A 5,748-nucleotide genomic window follows, 5' to 3' on the forward strand; every position below is an offset into this window, starting at 1 on the left:
GCAATGCCAATTCCCCATGTATCAGCTAATACTCCAAAGACAAAAGCGATAATTGCTGAATATAAAGTTCGTAGTTGCGATTGAGACGAATAAACGGATGTCAGTAGTTCCTCAGGAACGTTATCAGCAACAAATGCTGTTAATATTGGTTTTCTGATATTTTCGATAATAAATATAAAAGTGAATGCAACAAAAGCCCAGATCCACATATCATATTTAAAAAATACACCGCAGGTAACTCCAAATAAAAGTCCCATAAGGAGAGTTTTACGTGCCAAATTATTAGGTGCTTTCTTTAGGATGAGCGATGAATATTGTGATGCAAATGAGGTTAGTAGATATATGAAAAAGTAAAGAATACCTATAACCATCCCATTTTGTCTGTTAATATCAATTTGTTTGAGATTTGGAATTAGTAGAGCAATACTCAACATTATGGCTTGTATGTAATCCTTAAGAGCCTTTAAATAAGCAGTGTGAAAAGCGGATGTACTCACCAATTTGAATACGGTTTTTTGTTTCAAAACTCTAAATAGTGCCTTAAAGCTATTGGTAAATGAGGGTTTCTCTTTATCAATCTTTATTTGTGGTTTATCAAGCTGTGCGGGGTAGCTTAGTATAAGTACAAAATTGAAAGCATAGGGAATAACGGAATAAATAAAAATGTTCTGATAGTTGCCATCGATAAGAACCAGTAAGCCTGCTAAAAGTGCAGAAATGGCAGAACCTCTTTGGGACCACGATCGGGTGTGCCCGTAGTATTCCGATTTATAGCTTGCCCAGTTGTTTAGCTTTAGGTAATCCATCATCATGCCTTTATGAGAACCAGAACGGAAAGCATCAGCTATTCCAAATATGATAAAGGCGAATAGATAAAGCCAGAAATTTGTCGAAAGCCAAAAGATCAGAAAAGAGAGGATAAATATGAACAGTGCGGCGGCAAGTGATTTTTTTCTGCCATAAATATCTGCAATTAAACCAGATGGAATTTCGAATAAATTAGTGAGAATTTCTCTTGCGGCATATAGTATTCCAATTTGAGTAAATGTCATCCCTTTATCTATTAGAAATAGAATTAAAAAGGCATCAAAAAATCTCAGGTTTTTAAGAAATCCATAGGCACAAAACTTTCTATATTGATTGTCTTTTATTTGGGAATTCATAAGGGTCGGATACAAATTGTCTTTATGGAGTACAAAATAGGGAATGATTTTCATTCCAGCTATTAGGTTTTTTCTTAAAAAGGAAAATCTCGAATATTTTTCCGATATGTTTTTGAACATTCTTTTAAATATCTTCACAAATATTGCAGGTAGGTAGTTAATATTTGTATTAACAATATGCTGCCGTGGTTAATTACATGTTTATGTTCTTGATTATTGGAATCATTAAGCTGTTAATGAGGTGTCTAGTTGATATTACTGTAAAACCACTTGTTTGTCGATATCGATTGCAATAAATAGTCTTGATTAATGAAAAAAATCATTAATGATAAAAGTCATGTAAATCGCTATTGTCAGGTATTGTACAACATAGCGTGATTAATGCTGAAAGATTTCTTCAATACAAAAATGTTTATAAATTTGAATTCGAAAGTCAGGCACAAAATGCTGATTTTATATCGAGTATGGACATAATTAATTAAATGCAGCATTTTTTGCGTTTATAATCAAGTTTAGGGATATGGTTAAGAATAGAAAATTATTAGTTAGAGATCTTACCTTAAGAGATGGACAACAATCGCTTTTTGCAACTAGAATGCCTCAGGCAGAAATTGAGAAGGTTCTTCCTCTGTACAAAAAAGCAGGTTTTTATGCTTTAGAAGTATGGGGTGGTGCAGTTCCCGACTCGGTGATGCGTTATTTGAACGAAGATCCATGGTATCGTCTTGAATCAATCAAAAAAGAGATTGGTGACGTTTCTAAACTAACCGCTTTGTCACGCGGTCGTAATCTTTTTGGATATAGTCCTTACCCCGAATCGGTCATTGAGAAGTTTAATACTCAATCTGTAAAATCGGGACTTGGTATCATGCGTATTTTCGACTGTCTGAATGATATCGAGAATATGAAATCGACCATTAAGTATGTAAAAGCTGCTGGTGGTATTGCTGACTGTGCAGTCTGTTTTACGGTCGACTCTAAATTCCCTGAGAAAAAAGAAGATCGTGATAGAATGACGATTAAGAATCTTCCTGATCAGATTTTCGACCTTGAATACTTTGTTGACCTAGCAAAGAAGTTGGAAGCAATGGGTGCTGATATGATTTCTTTAAAGGATATGGCTGGTTTAGCTTCTCCTTCAATTGCAGGACAAATCATCCGTCGTTTTAAAGAGGAATTGACTGTACCTGTAGATTTTCACTCGCATTCTACTCCTGGTTATGGTTTAGCTTCAGCTTTAAGTGCAATTATAAATGGTGTTGATATTATTGATACAAACATCATGAATTTTGCAGGTGGATCAGCAGCACCAGCTTACGAACTCGTCTATCTTTTCTGCCAAAAATTAGGCATTGAATTAGATGGTGATCCAAAAGTTGTTGTTGAGATTAATAAAATTCTAAAAGAAATTCGTCTGGGTGCTTTAGCTGAAGTTGATAGTTATAAGCAATTCCCTATCGAATTTGATATAACTAAAGATAAGCTACCAGTTGAAATTGACAAGTTATTTGTTGATGCAATTGAGTATGCTAAAGCTGATAAAGAAGACGAGCTTTTAGTGGCTTGTCATGCTATCGAAAAATATTTTAATTTCCCGGCTCCTAACGAAATGGTTAAGAAAGCCGAGATACCTGGAGGTATGTATACCAACATGCTAAACCAGTTGAAGTCTTTAGGTTTGGAAACCCTACTCGAGAGAGTGTTGGAAGTTGTTCCAGTGGTGCGCCTGGATGCAGGTTGTCCACCATTGGTAACTCCTTCTTCCCAAATTATTGGGGTACAGGCCGTAAATTGTGTGATCGATGAGAATTCGGGTCGCCCATTCTACACCAATGTAAACAATCAGTTCTTTAATCTTGTAAAAGGAGAGTACGGTACAACGCCTATTGAGATTGCACCAGAATTCCGTAAAAGAATTACAGGAAAAGCAGAAGAAGCGGCTTACGATATGGATAAATATCAAGCACCTGAAAACACAATCCTGTCTCAGTTTGGTGATGTTAAATTAGCTAAAGACGACAAGGAATTCATGTTGCTTGAATTATTCCCTCTGGTAGCTAAAGGCTATTTAGAAGGCAAGCGTAAAGTTGAATTCGAGGCTAAGCGCGAAGCAAACAAAAAAGCAATTGCCGCTGATAGAGCTAAGATCAAGCGTACAGCTAAACTTAAGATTCGTGACTTAACTTTACGTGATGGTCAGCAGTCTTTATTCGCAACTCGAGTACCTCAGCACGAAATTGAGAAAGTATTGCCTTTTTATAAGGATGCTAAGTTTTATGCCATGGAAGTTTGGGGTGGTGCTATTCCTGATTCAGTAATGCGTTACCTTAACGAGGATCCATGGTACCGATTGGAATCAATTAAAGAAGTTATTGGAGACGTTTCATATCTGACAGCTCTTTCTCGTGGACGTAACCTATTTGGTTATAGCCCATATCCAGAGTCGGTGATTGAAGGTTTCAATAAGAATGCAGTAAAGAGTGGTTTGGGTATTATGCGTATTTTCGACTGTCTGAATGACGTGAAAAATATGGAAACCACCATTAAGTATATTAAGGAAGCAGGCGGTATTGCTGACTGTGCAGTGTGTTATACAGTGGATCCTAAATTCACTCGTAAGCAACGTATACAAGCTGTGTTCTCAGGTAAGAAGTTGCCTAAGAAAATTTTCGATGTCGATTATTTCCTAAACAAAGCCAAGCAGATGGAAGCTTTGGGTGCTGATATGATTTCTGTAAAGGATATGGCTGGATTGATTCCACCATCACTTTCAGGACAAATCATTAAGCGTCTTAAGAAAGAGGTTAAAGTACCTATCGATTTTCATACACATTGTACACCAGGTTACGGTTTAGGTGCGGTCTTGATGGCTATTATAAATGGCGTTGATATTGTAGATACTAACATCCTAAATTTTGCAGGTGGACCTGCGGCTCCAGCATTCGAAATTATTCAGATTTTTGCTGATAAGCTTGGTTTGGATACAGGTGTTGATTTAGATGCTGTGGTGAAAATCAATACTGAATTGAAAGGTATTCGTGAGAGAATCGCAGAATTTGATTCATACAAAATGTTCCCTCGTGAGTTTGATATTACAGCTGATTATTTACCAGCTGATATTGATGCTCTTTTTGACAAAGCAATTGTTTTGGCTAAGGCAGATAAGGAAGCTGAGTTGTTAGAGGTTTGTAACGCAATTGATGTCTGGTTCAATTTCCCTGCTCCAAACGAGGAGGTAAAAGCTGCTGAGATCCCCGGTGGAATGTACACCAATATGTTGGCTCAGTTGAAAGGCTTAGGTCTTGAAGATTTATTGCCAACCGTACTTAAGAAAGTTCCTGAAGTTCGTGTAGCTGCTGGTTGTCCTCCTTTGGTAACACCATCGTCACAAATTATAGGGGTTCAGGCTGTAAATTACGTTTTAGATGTAAACAGCGGAAAAGCACCTTATACGAATGTGAACAATCAGTTCTTTAATTTGGTTAAAGGGGAGTATGGTGAGACACCAATCGATATTGATCCGGAATACCGTCAGAAGATTTGTGGACAACGTGAAGCAACGCCTTATGATGTAAGTAAGTATCAAGCTCCTGAAAACCTTGTTCTGGAAGAGTTTGGTGGCGTTAAGTTGGCTCAGAATGAGAAAGAAATGTTGTTGTTGGAATTATTCCCAACTGTAGCTCTACCTTATCTGAAAAATCTTAGAGCAGAAGCCTTCTATAATGAGCAAGCAGAAATCGAAGAAAAGAAGCAGAGAGAAGCGGCTGAGCGTCGTGCTGCTTTCGATGGTATGACTGCTAAACAAAAGGAAGAGAAGGTTTTGAAAGGTTTGTACAACATTGAGTGGCTATCTTCACAAGAAAGCCAAGAAATTAAGCAACCAGAATGGAAAGTGTCGAAATTAGACCAAAAAACCATCGATATGCTTAATCGTGAAAAACCAAAAAGCACATTAGGAGACTAATATCCTCCTAATTTGGAAATACTAAAAAAGCTCCACCATTAGGTGGAGCTTTTTGTGTAATAATGATTGACTAAAAATTGTTTTATTACCAAGTCAAAAAGACGGATGTCCAAAAAGCTAACGGAACAACTGTATTCCAAATAACATCTTCTCTGTGTCTGGCTCTTTCCAATCGGCGAGATTCAGTTTGATATCTCAATAAATTAATTCTCTCCTGCTCTTTATAGCGTAATAACTCTTTTTCTTTATTGATACTCTCCAGATAATATTCAGCTTCGAAATTTTTATCAGGTCTTACTTTCCTAATACTTAAAAGATCTCTTTCTGCATCATCCAGATAGTCTAAATGATATAGAGCCATGCCTCGTTGTAATTTCACCTCATTCAAGTAAGGCTGCTTTTTTAAGACGTGATCAAAATCGCGTAGTGCTAGGTTGTAATTTTTAAGCTGCATATACGCATAACCCCTGTCTTGAAAGATTCGAGCGTAATAAGGCATAATTTGAATAGCTGTATCCAATTGTGCAACGGCCTCCTGATATTTACCTTCCAGAATCAGCATTCTACCCTTGTCATGATAATCTTTGTAACGCTCAACATTTTGTGCTTTTACAGAAGCAA

Annotated in this window: 3 protein-coding genes; 1 reads left to right on the forward strand and 2 read right to left on the reverse strand. The window is 37.0% G+C overall.

Annotated features, from left to right (window positions below; genetic code table 11):
• Window positions 1–1,052, reverse strand: a 1,052-nt coding sequence (locus tag ABY905_RS13230; RefSeq protein WP_372644644.1) for an MFS transporter, incomplete at its 3' end; no start/stop codon positions are given.
• A 631-nt stretch (window positions 1,053–1,683) separates the two neighbouring features.
• Here ABY905_RS13230 and ABY905_RS13235 point away from each other — a divergent pair.
• Window positions 1,684–5,127 (forward strand): hypothetical protein, encoded by a 3,444-nt coding sequence (locus ABY905_RS13235; protein ID WP_372644646.1) that lies wholly within the window; start codon window positions 1,684–1,686, stop codon window positions 5,125–5,127.
• Between the two features lie 85 nt (window positions 5,128–5,212).
• Here the strand turns inward: ABY905_RS13235 and ABY905_RS13240 are convergent.
• Window positions 5,213–5,748 (reverse strand): tetratricopeptide repeat protein (locus ABY905_RS13240; RefSeq protein WP_372644648.1); only part of this gene is annotated, 536 nt, incomplete at its 5' end.

The sequence above is a fragment of the Ancylomarina sp. genome, assembly GCF_041555295.1.
Taxonomy (GTDB): Bacteria; Bacteroidota; Bacteroidia; order Bacteroidales; family Marinifilaceae; genus Ancylomarina.

Coding starts and splice junctions, on each gene's coding strand:
- ABY905_RS13235 (WP_372644646.1), top strand. CDS start 1,684: ATGGTTAAGAATAGAAAATTATTAGTTAGAGATCTTACCTTAAGAGAT.